Annotated in this window: 21 protein-coding genes; 9 read left to right on the plus strand and 12 right to left on the minus strand. The window is 66.8% G+C overall.

Annotated elements, in window-relative coordinates; genetic code table 11:
- Nucleotides 1–116: 116 nt before the first annotated feature.
- The 3 genes from HNP60_RS16155 (at nt 117) to HNP60_RS16165 (ending at nt 3,195) form a co-directional block, all read left to right on the plus strand.
- The gene (locus HNP60_RS16155; protein WP_184155779.1) at nt 117–842 is read left to right on the plus strand and encodes an SDR family oxidoreductase; all 726 of its coding nucleotides are present in this window, start codon (nt 117–119) and stop codon (nt 840–842) included.
- A gap of 155 nt (nt 843–997) precedes the next feature.
- Nucleotides 998–1,759 (plus strand): 16S rRNA (uracil(1498)-N(3))-methyltransferase, encoded by a 762-nt coding sequence (locus HNP60_RS16160; RefSeq protein ID WP_184155781.1) that lies wholly within the window; start codon nt 998–1,000, stop codon nt 1,757–1,759.
- A gap of 62 nt (nt 1,760–1,821) precedes the next feature.
- Complete coding sequence (locus HNP60_RS16165; RefSeq protein ID WP_184155783.1) at nt 1,822–3,195, plus strand: glutamate--cysteine ligase; 1,374 nt, start codon at nt 1,822–1,824, stop codon at nt 3,193–3,195.
- Here the strand turns inward: HNP60_RS16165 and HNP60_RS16170 are convergent.
- Both HNP60_RS16170 and HNP60_RS16175 read right to left on the minus strand, forming a co-directional pair.
- Complete coding sequence (locus tag HNP60_RS16170; protein WP_260394956.1) at nt 3,192–4,568, minus strand: methyltransferase family protein; 1,377 nt, start codon at nt 4,566–4,568, stop codon at nt 3,192–3,194. The two genes, HNP60_RS16165 and HNP60_RS16170, sit on opposite strands and share 4 nt — an antisense overlap.
- Nucleotides 4,569–4,611: 43 nt before the next feature.
- A complete protein-coding gene (locus tag HNP60_RS16175) occupies nt 4,612–5,250 on the minus strand; it encodes a DUF1345 domain-containing protein (RefSeq protein ID WP_184157139.1) in 639 nt (212 codons plus the stop codon).
- A 160-nt stretch (nt 5,251–5,410) separates the two neighbouring features.
- Here HNP60_RS16175 and HNP60_RS16180 point away from each other — a divergent pair, with 160 nt between their 5' ends.
- The gene (locus HNP60_RS16180; RefSeq protein WP_184155785.1) at nt 5,411–6,457 is read left to right on the plus strand and encodes an aldo/keto reductase; all 1,047 of its coding nucleotides are present in this window, start codon (nt 5,411–5,413) and stop codon (nt 6,455–6,457) included.
- 31 nt (nt 6,458–6,488) lie between these two features.
- Here HNP60_RS16180 and HNP60_RS16185 read toward each other — a convergent pair whose 3' ends face one another.
- Nucleotides 6,489–6,839 carry a hypothetical protein gene (locus HNP60_RS16185; RefSeq protein WP_184155786.1) on the minus strand — a complete coding sequence of 117 codons (351 nt, stop codon included), beginning with the start codon at nt 6,837–6,839 and terminating at the stop codon, nt 6,489–6,491.
- A 105-nt stretch (nt 6,840–6,944) separates the two neighbouring features.
- Nucleotides 6,945–7,268: an ArsR/SmtB family transcription factor gene (locus HNP60_RS16190; protein WP_184155788.1), complete on the minus strand. Its 324-nt coding sequence runs from the start codon at nt 7,266–7,268 to the stop codon at nt 6,945–6,947.
- A gap of 60 nt (nt 7,269–7,328) precedes the next feature.
- Between HNP60_RS16190 and HNP60_RS16195 the strand changes: the two genes are divergently transcribed.
- Together HNP60_RS16195 and HNP60_RS16200 are read left to right on the plus strand one after the other, a co-directional pair.
- A complete protein-coding gene (locus tag HNP60_RS16195) occupies nt 7,329–7,805 on the plus strand; it encodes an SRPBCC family protein (RefSeq protein ID WP_184155790.1) in 477 nt (158 codons plus the stop codon).
- Between the two features lie 68 nt (nt 7,806–7,873).
- Nucleotides 7,874–8,011 carry a hypothetical protein gene (locus HNP60_RS16200; protein ID WP_014077654.1) on the plus strand — a complete coding sequence of 46 codons (138 nt, stop codon included), beginning with the start codon at nt 7,874–7,876 and terminating at the stop codon, nt 8,009–8,011.
- A 51-nt stretch (nt 8,012–8,062) separates the two neighbouring features.
- Here HNP60_RS16200 and HNP60_RS16205 read toward each other — a convergent pair whose 3' ends face one another.
- Nucleotides 8,063–9,280, minus strand: a complete 1,218-nt coding sequence (locus tag HNP60_RS16205; RefSeq protein WP_184052771.1) for an argininosuccinate synthase — start codon at nt 9,278–9,280, stop codon at nt 8,063–8,065.
- 79 nt (nt 9,281–9,359) lie between these two features.
- The gene (locus tag HNP60_RS16210; protein ID WP_184155792.1) at nt 9,360–10,418 is read right to left on the minus strand and encodes a DUF3667 domain-containing protein; all 1,059 of its coding nucleotides are present in this window, start codon (nt 10,416–10,418) and stop codon (nt 9,360–9,362) included.
- A gap of 138 nt (nt 10,419–10,556) precedes the next feature.
- On the opposite strand from HNP60_RS16210, the gene HNP60_RS20220 reads away from it, so the two are divergent.
- The gene (locus HNP60_RS20220) at nt 10,557–10,754 is read left to right on the plus strand and encodes a hypothetical protein (RefSeq protein ID WP_338056731.1); all 198 of its coding nucleotides are present in this window, start codon (nt 10,557–10,559) and stop codon (nt 10,752–10,754) included.
- Between the two features lie 7 nt (nt 10,755–10,761).
- The gene (locus HNP60_RS20225; RefSeq protein WP_338056732.1) at nt 10,762–10,977 is read left to right on the plus strand and encodes a DUF1801 domain-containing protein; all 216 of its coding nucleotides are present in this window, start codon (nt 10,762–10,764) and stop codon (nt 10,975–10,977) included.
- Nucleotides 10,978–11,154: 177 nt separating this feature from the next.
- On the opposite strand, the gene HNP60_RS16220 is transcribed toward HNP60_RS20225, so the two are convergent.
- Nucleotides 11,155–12,390 carry an SAM-dependent methyltransferase gene (locus tag HNP60_RS16220; protein ID WP_184155794.1) on the minus strand — a complete coding sequence of 412 codons (1,236 nt, stop codon included), beginning with the start codon at nt 12,388–12,390 and terminating at the stop codon, nt 11,155–11,157.
- Between the two features lie 209 nt (nt 12,391–12,599).
- Here HNP60_RS16220 and HNP60_RS16225 point away from each other — a divergent pair, with 209 nt between their 5' ends.
- The gene (locus HNP60_RS16225) at nt 12,600–13,889 is read left to right on the plus strand and encodes an aminotransferase class V-fold PLP-dependent enzyme (protein WP_184155796.1); all 1,290 of its coding nucleotides are present in this window, start codon (nt 12,600–12,602) and stop codon (nt 13,887–13,889) included.
- Nucleotides 13,890–14,443: 554 nt separating this feature from the next.
- Here the strand turns inward: HNP60_RS16225 and HNP60_RS16230 are convergent.
- The 5 genes from HNP60_RS16230 to HNP60_RS16250 all read right to left on the minus strand — a co-directional run bounded on the left by HNP60_RS16230 (nt 14,444) and on the right by HNP60_RS16250 (nt 19,341).
- Entirely contained in the window at nt 14,444–15,208 is a 765-nt protein-coding gene (locus tag HNP60_RS16230; protein WP_184155798.1) for a molybdopterin-dependent oxidoreductase, read from the minus strand.
- Entirely contained in the window at nt 15,205–15,987 is a 783-nt protein-coding gene (locus tag HNP60_RS16235) for a cytochrome b/b6 domain-containing protein (protein WP_184155800.1), read from the minus strand. Before HNP60_RS16235 ends, HNP60_RS16230 begins: the two co-directional genes overlap by 4 nt.
- A 212-nt stretch (nt 15,988–16,199) precedes the next feature.
- Nucleotides 16,200–16,877 carry a fumarylacetoacetate hydrolase family protein gene (locus HNP60_RS16240; RefSeq protein WP_184155802.1) on the minus strand — a complete coding sequence of 226 codons (678 nt, stop codon included), beginning with the start codon at nt 16,875–16,877 and terminating at the stop codon, nt 16,200–16,202.
- 111 nt (nt 16,878–16,988) lie between these two features.
- On the minus strand, nt 16,989–18,764 hold the full coding sequence (locus HNP60_RS16245; protein WP_338056733.1) for a DUF885 domain-containing protein: 1,776 nt from the start codon (nt 18,762–18,764) through the stop codon (nt 16,989–16,991).
- Between the two features lie 46 nt (nt 18,765–18,810).
- A complete protein-coding gene (locus tag HNP60_RS16250) occupies nt 18,811–19,341 on the minus strand; it encodes a nuclear transport factor 2 family protein (RefSeq protein WP_184155804.1) in 531 nt (176 codons plus the stop codon).
- Nucleotides 19,342–19,375 lie beyond the last annotated feature (34 nt).

Raw genomic sequence — 19,375 nt, forward strand, 5'->3', positions numbered from 1 at the left:
AGTGCAAGCGGCGCGCATCGATTTCGGAGGATCGTGCAATTCGGACGGATGATCGGTCTACCGCATCCCGCCGCTTTCGCTGCATTTCGGGGCCACCAACAGCGAAGGAGTTCATCATGACTGGAGTGACCGACAAGATCATACTCGTGACCGGCGCCTCGAGCGGAATCGGTGAAGCGACGGTGCGCGAGCTCGCCCGGAGCGGCGCGAAGCTGTTCATCGGCGCCCGCCGGGGCGATCGCTTGCAGGCGCTGGCGGAAGAACTGGGCGAGCAGGTCGCCTGGCAAGTGCTGGACGTGACCGATGCCGACAGTGTCGAGGCCTTCGTCGCCGCTGCCGAGGCACGCTTCGGGCGCGTCGATGCGCTGGTGAACAATGCCGGCGTCATGCCTCTCTCCCCTCTCGCGGCGTTGAAGCGCGACGAGTGGAAGAAGATGATCGACGTCAACATCCATGGCGTGCTGAACGGCATCGCCGCGGTCCTGCCGCGCTTCGTCGCGCAGCGCTCGGGCCATGTCGTCAATGTCGCCTCCATCGCGGCCCATTTCGTGATGCCCACGGCGGCGGTCTACTGCGCCACCAAACATGCCGTCTGGGCAATCACCGACGGGCTGCGGCAGGAGCATGACGACATCCGCGCGACCGTCATTTCCCCCGGCGTGGTCGCGACCGAGCTGGGCCATGACATCACCGATCAGAATGTCGCGGCGGCATTGCAGGAGTGGCGCAGGAAGTCGCTGACGCCCGACGCGATCGCCCGCGCGATCCGCTTCGCGCTCGAACAGCCCGAGGGCGTGGACATCAACGAGATCGTCGTCCGGCCCACTGCCGCCGGCATGTGATTCGCGCCCCGGAGGCCCTGCCCTCCCTGACAGTTATGGCCGCCGGTGCCCCGCCGGCGGCCATGTCCGCTTTGCGCACCGCCGGCCCCACTTCCCGGTTGATCCCCCAGCAAAACACTCGCTTTCGCCGCCGCCCTCATATTATGGGCGCTTTCATGCCCGCCACGCCCGCCTGGCCTCCGCGATCCGCTCCGCGCCTCTTCGTCGAGGCGGCGCTGGGTGCGGGCGTCGCCGTGCCGGTGGACGGCAATGGCGCCCATTATCTCATCTCCGTGATGCGGATCCGGGAAGGCGACACTGTCCTCCTGTTCGATGGCCGCGCGGGGGAATGGGCTGCAACGGCCGGGCAGGTCCGCAAGCGCGACCTCGTCCTCCACTGCACGCAGCAGACGCGCCCGCTCGAATCGGTGCCGGATTTCTGGCTCTGCGCCGCGCCGATCCGCAAGGGCCGCATCGATCTGGTGGCGGAGAAGGCCTGCGAGCTGGGCGTCGCGCGCCTCGTGCCCGTGCTCGCCGAGCGCTGCGTGGTGGACAAGGTCAATGCGGACCGGCTGCATGCGCATCTGGTGGAAGCGGCCGAGCAATGCGGCCGCACCGCCTTGCCCGCGCTGGCCGGTCTGGTGCCCCTCGCCGCCTTGCTGGCGGACTGGCCGCAGGGCCGCACCCTGTTCTTCGCGGACGAGACCGGCGGCGCGCCCATGCGCGATGCCTTCGCCGCCCATCCCGGCCCGGCGGCGCTGCTCGTCGGCCCGGAAGGCGGCTTCGCACCAGCCGAACGCGCGCTGATCCGCGCTCATCCCTCCGCCCGTCCCATCTCGCTCGGCCCGCGCATCCTGCGCGCGGAAACCGCCGCCATCGCGGCCACCGCCTGCTGGATGGCGATCAACGGCGACTGGACAAGTTGCGAAACGAAATGAAATTGCACGCCTCCCGCAAAGACCCTATGGGCCCCGGCGAAGGGTGAGGACACGAACCGGCCATGAGCACACGCACTGAATCGACCGGCAAGGACGACATCATCGAATCCCGGGACCAGCTGGTCAGCCTGTTCGAGCGCGGCGAGAAGCCGCCGACCGACTGGAAGATCGGCACCGAGCACGAGAAGTTCGTCTATCGCAAGGCCGATTACCGCGCGCCTTCCTATGACGAGCCCGGCGGCATCCGCGATCTGCTCGAGGGGCTGCGCGCTTATGGCTGGGAGCCCGTCATGGAAGGCGGCAATGTCATTGCGCTCGCCGGCGCGGATGGCGGCATCAGCCTGGAGCCTGCCGGCCAGCTCGAGCTGTCCGGCGCGGCGCGCGACAATCTGCATGAGACCTGCGCCGAGACCGGCCGCCATCTCGAGCAGGTGAAGGCGGTGGGCGATCGGCTCGGCCTGGGCTTCCTCGGCCTTGGCATGTGGCCGGACAAGACGCGCGCGGAACTGCCGGTCATGCCCAAGGGGCGCTATGCCATCATGCTGCGCCACATGCCGCGCGTCGGCAGTCTCGGGCTGGACATGATGCTGCGGACCTGCACCATCCAGGTCAATCTCGATTATTCGGACGAAGCGCGGATGGCGAAGATGTTCCGCGTCTCCCTGGCGCTCCAGCCGCTCGCGACGGCCCTGTTCGCCAACTCGCCCTTCACGGAAGGCAAGCCCAACGGCTATCTTTCCTATCGCAGCCACATCTGGTCGGATACCGATCCGGCGCGCACCGGCATGCTGCCTTTCGTCTTCGAGGATGGCTTCGGTTACGAGCGCTATGCCGACTATGCGCTCGATGTGCCGATGTACTTCGTCTACCGGGACGGGAAGTATATCGACGCGGCCGGCCAGAACTTCCGCGATTTCCTGGAAGGCCGGCTCCCCGCGCTGCCCGGCGAGAAGCCGCGCATGAGCGACTGGTCGGACCATCTGTCCACCGCCTTCCCCGAAGTGCGCATGAAGAGCTTCCTCGAAATGCGCGGCGCGGATGGCGGCCCGTGGAACCGCATCTGCGCGCTGCCCGCCTTCTGGGTGGGCCTGCTCTATGACGATGCCGCGCTGGATGCGGCATGGGATGTCGTGAAGCACTGGACGATGGACGCGCGCGAGACGCTGCGGGCCGAAGTGCCCCGGCTCGGCCTCGCCACGCCTCTGGGCGACGGACGCACGCTGCGCGACATCGCGGCGCAGGTGCTGGACATCGCGCGCGCCGGCCTTGCCGCCCGCGCCCGGCTCAACAGCATCGGCGACAACGAGACCGGCTATCTCGCCGCGCTCGATGAGGTGGTGGCCAGCGGCCGCACCCATGCCGAGCGCCTGCTGGCGCGCTATGAAGGCGCGTGGGGCGGCGACATCTCGTGCATCTATGCCGAGGAAAGCTACTAAGCGGCCGCGCATCCGTCGGCACTCTTCAGGCGCGGCGGACTGACGGAACGACCTCCGCCGGTCATTCGGGCCGGCTGAATGTCCCCTTCCCGCTTCGGCGCGCGCTGCCCGCCGATCAAAGCAAGCAGGCGCGGCACCGGGCCATGGCGCGCCATCCAGTCGGAATAGGCGCGATAGGCCGGGTCCGTCCCCAGATGCGCTTCCTCGGTGCGGGCGCGCCAGTAATAAACTCCGCTGGTGAGCGCGAGCAGCAGCGTGTTGCGCACCGCCGTCTCCAGGCTGCCCGTCGTCACGAGGAACGGCATGGCCGAGCACCACCAGAAGGCGTTCTTGGAGAGATAGGCCGGGTGCCGGCTCAGCCGATAGGGCCCGTGCGTCAAGATGCCCCGGTGGGTGAGGTTGGAGAAACGCAGCCCGAAGGCCACCGTCGCCCAGGCATAGACGCCCGTGAGCGCCACCAGCAGCCCACCCCACATCCAGAGCAGTGCCGGATGGCCGGCCAGCCAATAGTCCCAGCTTCGCGTGTCCGTCTCGTAGAAGAGCGGCCCGCCGGGCCCCATCAGCACGAAGGGCGGATAGCAGATCAGCGCCGCGATCCAGCCGCCGAGCAGCGGATTGGCGGAGCGGATATGCGCGTCGAGCGGCCGCATGGTCAGCACATAGCCCGCCGTGGCGAAAGCGACGTCCACCACGAACATCAGCGTGATAAGGAATCCCGCGAGGCTGACGGGATTGGTCCACAGGTCCGCTGTCTGCCAGCGCACCATGCCCGCAAAACTGCCCGGCACGACGGCGAGCATGAAGGCGAGGAAGAAGGCCTTGACCGTCCAGCTCAGCGCATGGTTGGCGATCGCGCCGCGCGCGGGTCTGCCTGCCGCGCCGCCGATCAGCCATTGCCCGAAGGCGTAGGCGCCGTCGCGCGGTTCCAGCATGTGGCGGTCGATCCACAGCACATAGGGGATGGAGAGCAGCACCACCGCCGGCGCCGCATGGCTGATGACGGAGAGCGCATAGCGATAGTCGCCCTGCATGTACCAGCCGCCGGTCACGTAGAAGAGCGCAATGATGCCCCATGTCGTCCACAGGCCGGTGATCTTGATGACGGCCCCGTCCACCACCGCGCGCAGCGGGCGCGGGTTCGACCAGTCGAGCCCGGTGCTGGCGCGGCGATGCACCTTGTCGATGAGCAGCGACCAGAGGATCATCGGGATGCCGCAGGCGAACACGGCGGCGAGGCCGGCATGCGGCCCGTCCATGTGATAGTGCCGCGCGACCACGATCCAGACGGCCAGCCCGGCAAGGCCAGCCAGCCCGACACCATGGCTGACCGCCGATGGCGGGCATGGTTCCGGCGCGGCAGGGCGATCGTTCATGCCGCTGTCCTAGCCCGCAATGGTAAGCAAGCCGTGAAGTCGTTCAGCCGCCCAGCATGTTGATGGTGAAGGCGACGATGCCGAGATTGAACACGAAGGCGGCGAGGCAATGGAACAGCGCCACCTTGCGCAGGCCCGGATCGGTGATCGCGATGTCGCTGGTCTGGAAGGTCATGCCGAGCGTGAAGGCGAAATAGGCGAAGTCCCAGTAATCCGGCTCCTCCCGGCGCGGAAAGTCGAGCCCGCCCCGGTCCCCGCCATCCTTGCCGCCGCTGTAGAACAGGAAGGCGTAGTGCAGCGTGTAGACGATGTTGGAGAAGAGCCAGGCCAGCGTCAGCGTCGCCATGATGAGCGCGGCGGTCGGCAGCGGCGTCCCGTGGCCGTACAGGAGCGCGCTGGCGACCACCACGAGGATGACGCCCATGACGATCCCGGTTAGCGCCAGGATCAGGGTGCGGTTGGCGTCGTTGCGCCGGGCATGCTCGCGCATCCGGTCCGCCCCGTGAGACAGCATCGAGGGGACGGTGGCGAGCAGCGCGAGCACGCCCAGATCGAAGCCGAGCATGATGCCGTGGACCGGCCCCAGCAGCAGCGAGAGCGGGAGCGCGCTGGCGAAGACCAGCAGGAACAGGCCGTAGCGCCAGGGCAGGATCGCCTTGTCGGCCCGTCGCGTCATGCTCATCATCCGGCACTCTTCCTGTCGCCGCCGCTCGCCGGCAGCCCGGCGCTTATGGCATGGCAGCCTCGTCGCTGAACAGCCCGTCTCGGCGTGCCGGTCCGGCGTTGCATCCGCGCCGGCCCGGCCCATATTGTTACCCATCCCCCCGCCGGAGTCGTCCCCCATGCGCTACAACCAGCTTGGCCGCACAGGCCTCACCGTTTCTGAACTCTGCCTCGGCACCATGACCTTCGGCTCGGGCGAAGGCCTGTGGACGCAGATCGGGCAGCTCGGCCAGTCCGCCGCCGATGCAATGGTGAAGACCGCCTTCGATGCCGGCATCAATTTCTACGATACTGCCAATGTCTATTCGTCCGGCTCGTCGGAGGCCGTGCTGGGCCAGGCGATCCGCAATCTCGGCCTTGCCCGCACGGACGTGGTGATCGCCACAAAGGTGCTCGGGCCGATGGGAAGCGGCGTCAATGATCGCGGCCTCTCGCGCGGCCATATCATGGATCAGGTCAAGGCCAGCCTGAAGCGCCTGCAGACCGACCATATCGATCTCTATCAGGTTCACGGCTTAGACAATGCCACGCCCATCGAGGAGACAGTGCGCGCGCTCGACGATCTCGTGCGGCAGGGCCATGTCCGCTATGTCGGCGTCTCGAACTGGGCGGCCTGGCAGATCGCCAAGGCGCATGGCCTCGCGCTGGCGCAGAATCTGGCGCGCTTCGAGAGCCTGCAGGCCTATTACAGCATCGCCGGGCGCGATCTGGAGCGTGAGCTGGTGCCCATGCTGCTGTCCGAGCGGGTCGGCCTCATGGTCTGGAGCCCGCTGGCGGGCGGCCTGCTCTCGGGCAAGTTCAGCCGGGATGGCGCGGGCGAAGGACGCCGGGCCAGCTTCGATTTTCCGCTCGTCGACAAGGACAAGGCCTTCGACATCATCGATGTCATGCGGCCGATGGCGCAGAGCCGGTCCGTCTCCGTCGCCCAGATCGCGCTGGCCTGGCTGCTTCACCAGCGCGTAGTGACCAGCGTGATCGTCGGCGCGACGCGCCTCGACCAGCTCGCGGACAATATCGCTGCCAGCGATGTCGAGCTCACCGAGCCGGAACTGGCCGCGCTCGCCGAGGCGAGCCGGCTCGCGCCCGAATATCCCGGCTGGATGCTCGCTCGGCAGGGCGAATATCGTGAGGTGGCCGGCGCAGCGCCCCCGCGCTGGCGGCGCTGAGTCCGGGCAGCAGCCGGGCCGCTCCCGCCGGTCAGGAGACCAGAGCGGCCGGGTTGGGCACTGTATCGCCCGGCTTGTCGTCGATGCGCGCGGCCTGTTCCTCGGCGGCTTCCGCTACCTTCTGCACATGGGCGCTGGCGCCCTCGGCCGCGACCTTCGCGGCCCCGCGCGCCTGATTCATCATTTCCTGCCCCATCGCGTCCTGACCCAGCATCTTCTGCGCCCCGAGCGCCATGGGCAGCATCTGCGTCGCCATCGCCATGCCGTTCTGCATCGCGGCAAGGCCAAGGCGGGCCGGGAGAGTCCAGAGCGTCATCATGGCATCGATGGCCGAGGCCGGCGCGGCGGGAGACGTCTGCGTGGCGTCCGTCGGGAGGGTCATGGCGGGGTCCTCTTTGCGGTGGATGATGTTGGCGGTGGCTTATCATCGCAACGCTTCAGGTCACTTTCGTGTCCACCCCGCCGGCCTGCCTTTCCGCTGGCCGCGTCAGCGCTCCAGCTCGTCCTTGAGCCGGCGCAGCATCGTGACGGCCTGCGCCGCATGCGGCCCGATCCATCGCTCGTGGATGTCGTGGATCGGCAGCGGATTGAGGTGGTTCCAGCGCTCGCGCCCGCGCCGCACCACCGTCACCAGATCGGCTTCTTCCAGCACCTTGAGATGCTGCATCACCGTGCAGCGGTCGAGATCCGGAAAGTGCGCGCACAGCGTGCCGGTGGTGAGCGGCTGGTCGCGCAGGTCGTCCAGGATCTGGCGGCGAACGGAGGCCGCCAGCGCCTTGAACACGTGGTCATGGGCATCGCTGATTGACATGTTATAAATTTATAACATAATTGATGCCGACTCAAGCGGAGACTCAGGCGGAGAGGACCGATGGATCTCAAATTTCAGGTTTCGATCCGGATTGCCCGGCCGGTTCACGAGGTGTTCGAGGCAATTGCCGATCCGGGACAGCTGTCCCGCTATTTCACCACCGGCGGCGCGCAGGGCCGGCTGGAGGCGGGCAGCACCGTCATGTGGTCGTTCCATGATTTCCCCGGCGCCTTCCCCGTCGAAGTGACGACGCTCGAGCCGGACCGGCTGATCGTCCTGCGCTGGGAAGCCAATGAAGGCGTGCCGGAGGATGGCGATCCGGTGGTGAGCGTCGGCTACCGGACGGAAGTCACCATGCGCTTCGAGCCGCTGGAGGGCGGGCGCACGCTCGTCTCCATCAGCGAGCATGGCTGGCGCGAGACGCCCGAGGGTCTCGCCGGCTCCTACGGCAATTGCATGGGCTGGACCCACATGCTCTGCGCGCTCAAGGCGTGGCTGGAACATGGCATCAATCTGCGCGAGGGCGCCTTCAGCTGAGCGCATGCTCCCGGATCGCCGGAAACGCACGGGGACCTCGCGCGTTCTGGCTGTGAAAGGAGTGACTCATGGAACGCGAGATTCACAAGAATACCGAAGAGGCCCGTGCCGGCTCGACGCCGCACATCGTGCGCTATGTCCTGTCCATCTCGCTCGTGCTCGCGCTGGTGGCGATGGCCGTGCTGCTGCTGTGGGGGGCCGTCTGATCCTTGCCCGCAGATCGGACTGCGTGACCGGCCGCCCCGGCCGATCCCGCCTTACCGGTCTCGCCGGCCCAGCAGCCGCAGGCGCAGCGCGTTGAGCTTGATGAAGCCCGCCGCGTCGCGCTGGTCATATGCGCCGGCATCATCCTCGAAGGTCACGACCTTCTCGCTGTAGAGCGAATGGGGCGATTTGCGGCCCACTACGATGCAGCTTCCCTTGTAGAGCTTGAGCCGCACTGTCCCGCTGACTTTTTCCTGACTGTGATCGATCGCCGCCTGCAGCATTTCCCGCTCGGGCGAGAACCAGAAGCCGTTGTAGATCAGCTCGGCATAGCGCGGCATCAGCTCGTCCTTGAGATGCGCGGCGCCCCGGTCGAGCGTGAGCTGCTCGATCCCGCGATGGGCAAGCGCATAGATGGTGCCGCCCGGGGTCTCGTACATGCCGCGCGACTTCATGCCCACGAAGCGGTTCTCGACGAGGTCGAGCCGCCCGATGCCGTGCTTGCAGCCGAGGTCGTTGAGCGAGGAGAGCAACGTCGCCGGGCTCACCCCCACGCCGTTCAGCGCGACCCCGTCGCCCTTCTCGAAATCGATGGTGATATATTCCGGCTGGTCCGGCGCGTCCTCGGGATTGACGGTGCGTGAATAGACATAGTCGGGCACTTCCTCCCACGGGTCCTCCAGCACCTTGCCCTCGGAGGAGGTGTGCAGCATGTTCGCGTCGGTCGAGAAAGGCGCTTCGCCGCGCTTGTCCTTCGGCACGGCGATCTGGTGCTGCTCGGCCCATTCGATGAGGCGGGTGCGGCTGGTGAGGTCCCATTCGCGCCAGGGCGCGATCACCTTGATGTCCGGCTGCAGCGCATAATAGCTGAGCTCGAAGCGCACCTGGTCATTGCCCTTGCCGGTGGCGCCATGGGCCACCGCGTCCGCGCCCACCTGCTGCGCGATCTCGATCTGGCGCTTGGCGATCAGCGGCCGCGCGATGGAGGTGCCGAGCAGGTAGAGCCCTTCGTAGAGCGCATTGGCGCGCATCATCGGGAAGACATAGTCGCGCACGAATTCCTCGCGCAGGTCGTCGATGAAGATATGCTCTTCCTTGACGCCGGCGCTGCGTGCCTTCTGCCGCGCGGGCTCCAGTTCCTCGCCCTGCCCGAGATCGGCCGTGAAGGTCACGACCTCGCACTGATATTCCTGCTGCAGCCACTTGAGGATGACGCTGGTGTCGAGACCGCCGGAATAAGCGAGGACGACGCGGTTGATCTTATCGGACATGGGCGGTTTCCGCTGCTGGAAGGAGGAACGGCGCGCGGTTATCAGTCGCCGCCCTCTTGCGCAACACCTCGCCCGCGCCTCACTTCATGATGCCCATCACCAGCAGGATGCTGAGGAAGAGCGAAAGCGCCACGAAGGCCGACATCACCAGGAAGCTGGCGCGGAACAGGGCAGTGATCCGCCGGCTCCGATAGGCGCCGCGCACCTGCTTGTAGATGTGCAGCGGCGGCACGATCATCGCCGCGAGGGCGATCGCGGTGGAGGAGACGCCCAGCGCGCCCAGGATGGTCAGCGTCGTCACCAGCAGGCTCATGAAGGTGATCGAGAGTGTCACGAACACCAGATGGTCGTAGAAGCGATATTGCCGCTTCCAGAAGAACAGGATCCACACGAACGGCAGCGAGAGCGGGATCAGCAGCCAACTGAACTTGTAGGCGCTGGTCTGCATCCGGTAGAGGAACAGGTCGGGATTGTCGTTGACCGCCGCGATGCCCTTGTCGAGCTTTGCCCAGCCGGTCTTGAACGTGTCCTTCTCGACCTCCGCGGCGGGCTTCACCTTGTCGGCGAACAGCCTCGTGACCTCGATGTTCTCGCGCGTGGAAGCCAGCCGCTGCTCCAGCTCCGCTGTGTCCTCGCCCGCCGCGCGCGCTTTCTCGATGCGGCTTTCCAGCCGCGTCGCCCGCTCTTCGAGATCGCCGATCTCCTGCTCGATATTGGCGCGCGTGAGCGAGCGATATTCATTGGCGCTCCACGAGCCCGCGAGATTATTCACCACCGCGAACATCAGGAACACGCTGAACAGGAACAGGGCGACTGGCGAGACGAATTTCGCGCGCTCGCCCGCGATGTAGCGCCGCGTCAGTTCGCCCGGCTTGATCAGCAGCAGCGGCAGCGTGTTCCAGAACTTGCCCTCGAAATGGAGGACGCCGTGCATGATGTCATGCGCAAAGCCCCCGAGCGAGCGATGCAGATGGCCGTTCTGGCCGCAGGCGTGGCAATAATGGCCCTTGAGCGGCGTGCCGCAATTGAGGCAGTTGCCATGCGCCGCCGCCCCGCCTTCGCCATGCCCCGGCTCGACGGCCCCGGCGACCACCGCGCCGGTCATGGCCTCGCCCACTGCCTCGATGCCTGAGGCCATGATGCACTTCCCCTTGTTCGATCCCGCCCCCGCCGGTTTACCAGCGGCATCGGGCGCGGGCAATTGCAGGGCGCTCAATTGGCGGAAGCGGGCAAACATGGCATCCTGCCGGGCGAGTCGGATGGCCGGAGCGCATGCATGGCGGAACTGAAGACGAAGACGACCGGGCAAAGTCCCGCCGCTTTCCTCGCGGCGCTGGACAATCCCGTGCGCCGCGAGGACGGCCTGCGGCTGCTGGACCTCATGGCGCGGATCAGTGGCGAGCCCGCCGCGATGTGGGGCCCGTCCATCATCGGTTTCGGGCCGCCACCATTATCGATACGACAGCGGCCATGAAGGGGAGATGTGCCGGATCGGCTTCTCGCCCCGCAAGGCCAATCTCGTCCTCTATGTGCTGGCGGGCTCTGCGGATGCCCAGCCCCTGCTCGCGCGCCTCGGCAAGCACAAGACGGGCAAGGCCTGCCTCTACATCAACCGGCTGGACGATGTGGACATGGCCGTCCTCGAGCAGATCGTGCGCGCGGGCTGGGCGGAAATGGCGGCGCGCCACCCCGCCTGAACCGGGCGAACGGCCATCGCCGACCGGCCCGACCTAGGGCTGATCGACATCCAGATGATGGCGTGGCGAAAATGGTGGTTTTTCGGGACCCGGCGCGCAGCGTACTTACGGTACGTGAGCACCGGAAGCACGGGAAACCGCCATTTGCAGTCCGTCAGCGCTGGATGTCGATCAGCCCTAGCCCAGCGCGCGATAGCGGGCTTCAGCCTGCGCCATATAGTCGCGCGTCAGCGGCAGCGTGTGGCGGTTGCGGCAATATTGGAGCTGGTAGATGGTCTGGCTGCCGTACAGGAAGCCGGACGCCGCGGCCGCCAGGTAGAAAGTCCACATGCGGTAGAAGCGCTCGTCGTAAAGCGCCACGATCTGCTCCTTCGCGTCGAGCACGCGCGCATACCAGTGGCGCAGCGTGTGATAATAATGGAGCCGCAGCACCTCGATGTCCGTGAGCAGCAGCTTGTTCGGCTCGCTGCCCTCCATGATCTCGGAGAGCGCGGGCGCATAGCCGCCGGGGAAGATATATTTGCGCATGAAGGCATCGGTCGAGGACGGGCCATTCAGCCGCCCAATCGTGTGCAGCAGCATCACGCCGTCCTGCTTCAGCAGATTGTGGCAGACGCGGAAGAATTCCCGGTAATGCCGCGCGCCGACATGCTCGAACATGCCGACCGAGACGATCCGGTCAAACTCCCCCTGCACGTCGCGATAGTCGATCAGCTCGAAGCGCACCCGGTCCGCCACGCCCGCTTCCTGCGCCCGCCGCCGCGCGACCTTGAGCTGCTCCTCGGACAGCGTGACGCCGAGCACGTCCACGTCCGCCACGCGATGGAGATACAGCGCCATGCCGCCCCAGCCGCAGCCGATGTCCAGCACCCGCTGGCCGGGGCTCAGCGCCAGCTTGGCCGCGATATGGGCCTTCTTGTGGAGCTGCGCGTCCTCGAGGCTGTCGGTCTCCGGATCGTCGAAATAGGCGCAGCTATATTGCCGGTCCGCGTCGAGGAAGAGGTCGTAGAGCTTGTCGGAGAGGTCGTAATGATGCGCGACATTCGCTTTCGAGCGGTCGCGCTTGTTGTAGGTGTCGTGCCAGTGCTTGAGCCGCTCCCCGACATGGCCGAGCAAGCCCGGCGTCTCGAGGCTGCGGCTGCTTTCCATCGGCGCATTGGCCGAGATCAGCATGAGCAGATCCCAGATGGTGCCGCGCTCCAGCAGCATCCGCCCGTCCATGAAGCCCTCGGCGGCGCCCAGCGCCGGGTTGGTGACGATCGCGCGCGCGGCGGCATCATCCGTGAAGCTGATGGCGACGTCGGGCCAGTTCTCGGCCGGTGTGCCGAGCACTTCCTGCGTCCCGTCCGCATAGCGGATGGTGAGCGTGCCCTGGTTGATGATCCTCGCGAGCAGCCTTGTCAGTATCGTCATGGCGGCAGGTCTATCGCGACCCGCCGGGGTCGACCAGACCCATTTTGCACCATGCCGGCGCGATGACCGCCACACCCCGCATCGCGATGCGCGGAAGATGCGCGCCACACGAAGATTGCACTTGCGTTGGATGCGGCAGACGGCAGTCTGCGCGGGACCGGCCGATCCCGCGCCGGACGCCATCTTCGCTTCCGCCAGACGAGGTGCCCATGCTCAACCGCCGTTCGTTCCTGGGCAGTGCCGCCCTTGCCGGAGGACTGGCCGCGCTGCCGGACGCGGCGCTCGCCGGGTTGCCGCCCGAGGTGCCCCTGCCCTCGCCCGATCTCCATGCGCGCGACGAGGATGCCTACTGGGCCGCGCTGCGCCGGCAGTTCCTCATCCCCGCCGATGTGGTGAATCTCAACGTCGGCACGGTCGGCTCCTCGCCCCGCCCGGTGCTCAAGGCGATCTTCGATGGCTATGAGCAGACCGAGCAGATGACGCAGGCGAAATCGGAGGATTATCCGATCTGGGGCTATGATCGCTGGGACGAGTATCGCCGCCCCTTCGCCGATTTCATGGGCGCCCGCGTCGACCAGCTGGCGCTGCTGCGCAACTGCACGGAAGCGAACAGCTACATCGCCAACGGCTTCGACATGAAGGCGGGCGACGAAGTGCTGATCAGCGACGAGGAGCATGGCTCGGGCGAGATGCCCTGGATGCTGCGCTCGCGCCGCTACGGGATCGTCGTGCGCAAGTTCGCGATGCCCAAGCCGCCGAAGGACGCCGCCGAGATCCTGAGCCGCATCAACGACGCCATCACCACGCGCACCCGCATCATCTTCGTCAGCCATGTGAGCACGACGACGGGCGTGGTCCTGCCGATCCGGGAGATCGCCGCGCTGGCCCGCGCGAAGGGGATCGTCACCGCCGTGGACGGCGCCCATGTGCCCGGCATGATGGCGGTGGACCTCAATGCGCTCGGCTGCGACCTCTACACCGGCTCCATGCACAAATGGCTCTTCGCGCCCAAGGGCACCGGCTTCCTCTATCTGCGCGACGAAGCGATCATGGACCGGGTGTGGAGCACCATCGTCACCGGCGGCTATGACAATCCCGATCGCAAGGCGGATCGCTACATGCAGATCGGCTCCTCCTGCATCCCCACATTGATGGGCCTCAATGCCGCCGTCGCGCTCGCCGGGCAGATCGGCATGGACCGGATCGAGCAGCGCGGCCGGATGCTCGCCGATTATATTCATGCGCAGATGCTCGAGCGCGGCGCGCAGAGCTGGACCTCGCCCGACCCCGCCCTGCGCTGCGCGATCGTCACCGTCAACGTGCCGCCGGTCAGCCGCATGGAACTGCAGGACTGGCTCTGGACCAACCACAAGGTCCGCGTGCGCGGCGGCGAACCCAGCAAGCTCCGCCTCGCGACGCCCTATTTCCTCAGCAAGGCCGACATCGACCGCTTCCTCACCCTGTTCGACCGCTTCCGGGCGATGAAGGGTATGGCGTAGGAGGGGCGGACAGATTCGATAGCGTTTACGGAAGGGCGGTTATCCGACGTTTTGCTCCTAAAGCGGCCTGTCCGGACACGACGACAAAGGAGACGTCACCTCGTCCCACATCGTCATTCCCGCGCACGCGGGAATCCAGTTGCACCCCGGCACTCGTACGCGATGTCTCAGCTGGATTCCCGCATGCGCGGGAATGACGAAAAGTGGAAATGTCCGCTCGCCACCCACTCGGCACCGACCGCGATGCTGGCAAGGCGTCCCGATAGCTGACAGTTCGGACACGACGCCTTGCGGACGGGCCATTCCTCTTCTTCCCGCCGTCATTGGCGCAGGGCCTGGAAGCTCGACTTGATCGAGCAAGCGAACCCGAATTGGGACGACCTTGCCGTGGGCCTTGGTTTCGCGTCGCTCGGGTGACTGGATTCCCGCATGCGCGGGAATGACGGAAAATAGGAACCTTATCTCCACTCCCCGCCCCGATTCAGCCACGGCGCTGGCTATCAAGGCAACCCGATAGCTGACTCTCTATCAGCCCGGGATTTCTCCGCCCCGCCCTAGATCCCCGCATACCAGTCATAGCCCGCCACATCCTCCCAGAAGCCGCCATGGCCGCCGCGCACGGCGGAGAGGTCGGCCACCGCCTCGATGCGGCTCAGATATTTGGCGTGCTTGTAGCCCAGCTGCCGTTCGACGCGCAGCCGCAGCGGGGCGCCGTTGCGCACCGGCAGCAGCGCATCGTTGAGCGCCAAGGCGAGGATGGTCTGCGGGTGGAAGGCGTCGACCAGATCGATGCTTTCGTAATAATCGACGCCGCCGCCCATGTCGTCCATGCAGTGGAACACCAGATAGCGCGCGCGGGTGGAGAGAGCGGCCGCGTCCAGCACCGTGGCAAGCGGCACGCCGCGCCAGGTGCCGATAGCGCTCCATCCCTCCACGCAGTCGTGCCGGGTGGTCTGCACGCGCTGCGGCATCGCCTGGAGCTGGGCGAGGCTGAGGCTGAGCGGACGACCCACCAGCCCGTCCACCCGCAGCCGCCAGTCCACGAAGCCGTTGCGCCACAGCGCCGCATAAGCGGGCGTCCCGGGATTGAGCGTGCCATTGCCCCGGAAGAAGGGCGAGCGCTGGTCGGGCCGGAATTCCCGCGCCAGCGCGTCCCGGTCCTGCAGCGATCGCTGGAGCCATTTGTGCATATTCTCCGCGGAGAACAGCGCCTTGCGGAAATCCTCGTCGCGGCCGAGCCGGTCGCAGCCCGCGAGCATCCCCGCGGCGCCGACGGTCAGGCCGGAAAGCAGGGCGCGGCGCGAGAGAGGCGACGTCATGGCCTGCCCTCCCCCGCGCTCTCCCGCTCGCCTTCACCGTCGCGATCACCCGGGCGCGCCTCGGGCACGCGATACCATCCCGTGATCATCCCGCGCAGCCCGTTGCCCGCGCCCGCCAGCAGCACCATCACGATGTGGACCAGGAAGAAGGCGAAGAGCAGCCATGCCGCGATGAAGTGGATTGACCGGGCGGATTGCCGCCCGCCGGAAAACTGGGTGAGCCACGGCCAGGCCGCGTCCATTCCGGGGGACATCGCAAGCCCGGTGAAGGTGAGGACAGGCAGCAGGATGAAGATCACCGCGATATAGCTCGCTTTCTGCAGCACATTGTAGCGCAGCGCCGCCGCGCCCCGGGGAAAGCGCAGCCGGGCATGATCGGCGATCTCGCGCCGGATGGTCGCCCAGCGCAGGTCCGCCTTCCGCAAGGCGAGGTCGCGCGTCACATGCCGGTTGGCGAGGCTCCAGAGCATATAGGCGAGCAGCGCGAAGGCCAGCACGAGCGCGAACGCCAGATGCCAGCGGCGCGACAAGGCAAGGTCATAGGTCGAGGGCAGCGTCCACGCGCTGCCGAAGCGCGCCAGCTCCAGCCATGGCCTGTCGAAATTCGCGCCATAGTCGCCCCAGTAGAGCCGGGGATGCGCGTTGAAGATGCCGAGCCCGCTGGTGAAGAGGACATAGACGCACAGCGCCGTCGTCCAGTGCCACAGCCGCGTCGAGAGGCGATGGCGCTTCACCGGGGCCGAAGGCGCCGTGGCGGCCGGATCATCCTCTTCCCTCATGGCCCGCTGCTGATCTCCATGGCCGGATGGGCCGCCCCCGCACCGGAGAGGCCCGCCCCCATGCTAGCGCGCCAGACACGAGCCGGCCAGCCCGTTGATCCTCCGGCAAGCCCGATGGCGCTGCCCCCCGGGGCAGGGCGCGCGCACCCAAGGCTATCCCCCCTCCGCCATTCCGGCAAACCCGGGCATCTAGTATGCCTACGAGGTCCGCCTCAGGGCAGGAAGCTGACACTCAGCGGCGGCAGTCCCTCGATTTCCGCCTGGAGCCTCTGCCCGGGCATGATGGGCCCGACGCCGGAGGGCGTGCCCGTGAAGATGAGGTCGCCCGGCGCCAGCGCCACATAGGTCGACAGATTGGCGATGATCTCCGGCACGCTCCAGATCATTGCGGCGAGGTCCCCGCGCTGGCGGGTTTCGCCGTCTACGCTGAGGCTGATGGCACCGGCGCTCGGCGGTGCGCCGCGTCGCAGGGTGCCGAGGGGCGCGGACTGGTCGAAGCCCTTGGCCATGTCCCACGGGCGGCCGGCCTTCTTGGCCTCGGCCTGCAGGTCGCGGCGGGTGAGGTCGATGCCGACCGTCCAGCCGTAGATGGCGTCGGTGGCCGCTTGCGGAGCGAGGTCGGCGCCGCCGCTTCCCAGCGCGATCACCAGTTCCACTTCATGGTGCAGGCTGGCGGTACGGGAAGGGAATGGAAGCATCGCGCCATGTTCCACCACGGCATCCGCGGGCTTGGTGAAGAAGAAGGGCGGCGCGCGGTCCGGGTCCGCCCCCATTTCCCGGGCGTGGTCCGCGTAATTCTGGCCCACGCAGAAGATGCGGCGAACGGGAAAGCGCGCTTGCGTGCCCTCAATGGCGATGGTGGGCGTGGCGATGTCGAAGATGGTCGTCATGATTGCTTTCGCGGCAAGGATGAGTGGCGCCGTCGGGGTTGGGCGGCATAAGCATGCATGCCGCCCGATTCCCTTCGGCACGGAGGGTGCGCGCCGGGAGGCGCTCCCGCTTCAGTTCGCGGCCTTGGCTTTTTCCACGGCGATCCAATCATCCACCTGCCGTTCCAGCACGTCGAGCGGCACCGAGCCCTGACCGATCACCGTGTCATGGAACCCCCGCAGGTCGAAGCGCTCGCCAAGCGCCTTTTCCGCCCGGGCCCGCAGTTCGCGGATGCGAATCTCGCCGATCTTGTAGCCCAGCGCCTGCCCCGGCCAGCTGATGTAGCGATTGACCTCGGCATCGATGTTCGCGGCGCTGAGGGCCGTGTGTTCCAGCATGAAATCGACGGCCTGCTGCTTGGTCCATCCCTTGGCATGGATGCCGGTATCCACGACCAGCCGGCAGGCGCGCCACATCTCGTAGGAGAGGCGGCCATAGTGCTTCTCGGGCGTGTCGTAGAGGCCCATGTCGAACCCCAGCACTTCGGTATAGAGCGCCCAGCCTTCCACGAAGGCGGTGAAATGGGCGAGATACTTGCGCAGCGGCGGCAGATCGAGTTCCTGCTGCAGGGCGATCTGGTTGTGATGGCCCGGCACGGCCTCGTGCAGCGTCAGCGCGGGCAGCTCGTAGAGCGGGCGCTGGTCGAGCTTGGACGTGTTCACATAATAAAAGCCGGCGATGCCGGTGTCCGGGCTGCCCGGATTATAATAAGCCGTGGTTGTCCCCTCCGCGATCTCGGCAGGGATTTCGCGGATGCCATAAGGCAGGCGCGGCAGCTTGTGGAAATAGCCGGGCATCTTGCCGTCGATGGTCTTGGCGATCCGCGCGGCGGCCGACATCAGTTCCTCGGGCGTCTTTGCATAATAAGCCGGGTCGGTGCGCAGCTTCCGCACGAAGGCGGCCTTGTCCGCAAAGCCCGCGCTCTTGGCGACCTCCACCATCTCCGCATCGATGCGCGCGACCTCGTCGAGGCCGATCTTGTGGATCTGCTCGGGCGTGAGATCGGTCGTCGTCTCGGCGCGCACGCGGTAGGCATAGTATTTCGCGCCGTCCGGCTGGCTCGACACGCTCACCGATTGCGCGCACCGCGGCATATAGTCCTTCGCCACATAGTCCGCCGCCCGGGCGAAGGCCGGGGCGAGCGTCTGGCTGAGCAGGGTCTTCGCTTCGGCCTGCAGCGCGGTCCAGTCCGCTTCGCTCACGGTGCCGGGGCGCGGGCCGGCAAAGGGCGCGTAGAGCCGTGAGCGGGTGGGGTCGGCGGGGATGACGCCCCGGATCGAGCCTTCCAGGCCACCCAGCGTCACGCAGGCCTGCACATAGCCGCCGGCCACCGCCTTGCGGGTGATGCCGATCAGCGTCTCGTTGATGGCCGGGAAGCTGGCGAGGCGCTTGAGATAGTTGCGATAATCCTCGGCATTGCGGAAGCTGGTCATCTCGCCCAGCCCCGCAAGGCTCTGCCAGGGCGAATAAAAGCTGCTGAACAGCATCATGCGCTGGCCAAAGCCATTGCCCTCGATCGCTTCGACGAGGTTGCGCCGCAGAATGAGCCGATTGACCTTGTCCGCCTCGCTGAGGCCCGCATCGGGGATGGCATCCAGCCGGGCGAGGAAGCGCTTGTTGTCCGCCGTCTGCCGGTCCGCCGCTTCGAGCGAATAATCCCCCAGCCTGTCATCATAGCGGCGATCGCCCACCATCGTCGCGAGCGTCGGGTCTTGCGTCAGCGACCATTGCCAATGCTCATCGAGCAGCGCGGCCAGATCTTCCGCAGGTGTTGCGAAGGCCGGCGCGGCGAGCGCCAGAGAGATGGCGAATGCGATCGATTTGATGCCGCGCGGCAGAACAGGCACGGATGGTCTCCCCCTTTGGCGCCGCCCCGGCGCGCTCGTTCGCGGACTATTGCCGTTCCTTGGCCGCTTGTCGACTGTTGCTCAGACCATTTGGGCCTGCCCCGCGCCCCCAGGCCCGGCTTTCGCCTTTCCACGGCACCTGGCCGTTGATCCACAGATCGACAAAGACGCTCCGGAAGCGCCATTCGCCATCGTCGCACAGCACGGCCAGCGTGTCCCATGTGCCCATGCCGAACACGCGATTCTCGAAGGTGACGACATCATGCTGCAGGATCGACCAGAAGCATTTGATGCGGATGCCCCGCTCCGCCTCGGTGTCCTCCGGGCTCATCAGAACCTGGCTCATCCGGTGCTGCCGGCCGAGATAATGATTGGGCGTGTCGTACCAGAGGGAATCGGTCGCGCGCCTGAGGCCTTCGCGCCCGTGGCAGCGGCCCTGCGGCCAGTGCTCCAGCCACCCGTCCTCGCAGAAGCAGGCCGCATAGCCCTCGAAATCGCCGGTATCGAGCGCCCATGCATAGCGCGCCATGAGATCCCCGATTTCGGCCCGGTGTTCGAGCGATACGCGCAGCGCCATCTATTTCCCCTCCGCAACCTCTCCTGCGGGCCAT

Origin of the sequence: Sphingobium lignivorans (genome assembly GCF_014203955.1) — a bacterium.
GTDB classification, from domain to species: Bacteria; Pseudomonadota; Alphaproteobacteria; order Sphingomonadales; family Sphingomonadaceae; genus Sphingobium; species Sphingobium lignivorans.